1 protein-coding gene and 1 pseudogene are annotated in these 764 nt (G+C 49.6%); both read left to right on the forward strand.

The genetic code is table 11. The features are described 5' to 3' along the window. Positions 1-607: Mu transposase domain-containing protein (locus tag H6A34_RS14500; RefSeq protein ID WP_420870843.1), on the forward strand; the 607-nt coding region annotated here is incomplete at its 5' end. Between the two features lie 11 nt (positions 608-618). Further along, positions 619-764 (forward strand): annotated as a pseudogene (locus H6A34_RS15095) (ATP-binding protein); the annotation flags it as partial.

Raw genomic sequence — 764 nt, forward strand, 5'->3', positions numbered from 1 at the left:
CGTGAAACGTTACGTAATGAAAGAGAGGAAACTGATGACTGTCGGGAAGAACTCTTACGTCTCGTTGTTCAAGCACCATTACAGCGTTCCGAAGGAGTATGTAGGCAGGCGCATGACGATTCTTTATGATGCCGACACGGTGGAAATCTACTGTGGCATGAACCTTGTCGTCACCCATGACCGCTGTGACATTCCCTACGCTTATTCCTGGAAAAAGGAGCACAACCTGCCGGGACACTATGGCCCCTATGACAAGGACTTGGAGGAACTCTTCCAACGTGCCTCGGAAATAGACAATATCGTATTGAACTATCTACGGGAAGTGGAGCGTGCCATGCAATATCCGCCAAAAGCGTTCAGGTCCTGTCGGGGTATCTTGACGTTGGAGAAAAAATACGGTCGCGACCGTCTGGTTGCGGCTTGCGCATGTGCGGACCAGAAGTTGCAATACGGGTATCAGGCCTTGCGCGAGGTGCTTGAACTGGGAGAAGACGCGGATTTCCTTCCCGATGAGGACGGGAAAGTACAGCCCGACATGACTTCCCCGGCTCCATTGACCCACAAAAACATACGTGGACGTGAATATTACAGAAAGGACAAACAATAAAACTCATATGTATGGAAGTAAACAATAAAACAGCTCCCGTTACGGGACAACAGGACCAGAATACCATATCGCTGGATTTAATGAACCGTATGAAATTGCATGGCATGGCAGAGGCTTTCAGGGAAAGTCTTGCCGGCACCACTCCGCAATCCATGAC

It is taken from the genome of Marseilla massiliensis (assembly GCF_016899855.1).
GTDB lineage: Bacteria > Bacteroidota > Bacteroidia > Bacteroidales > Bacteroidaceae > Prevotella.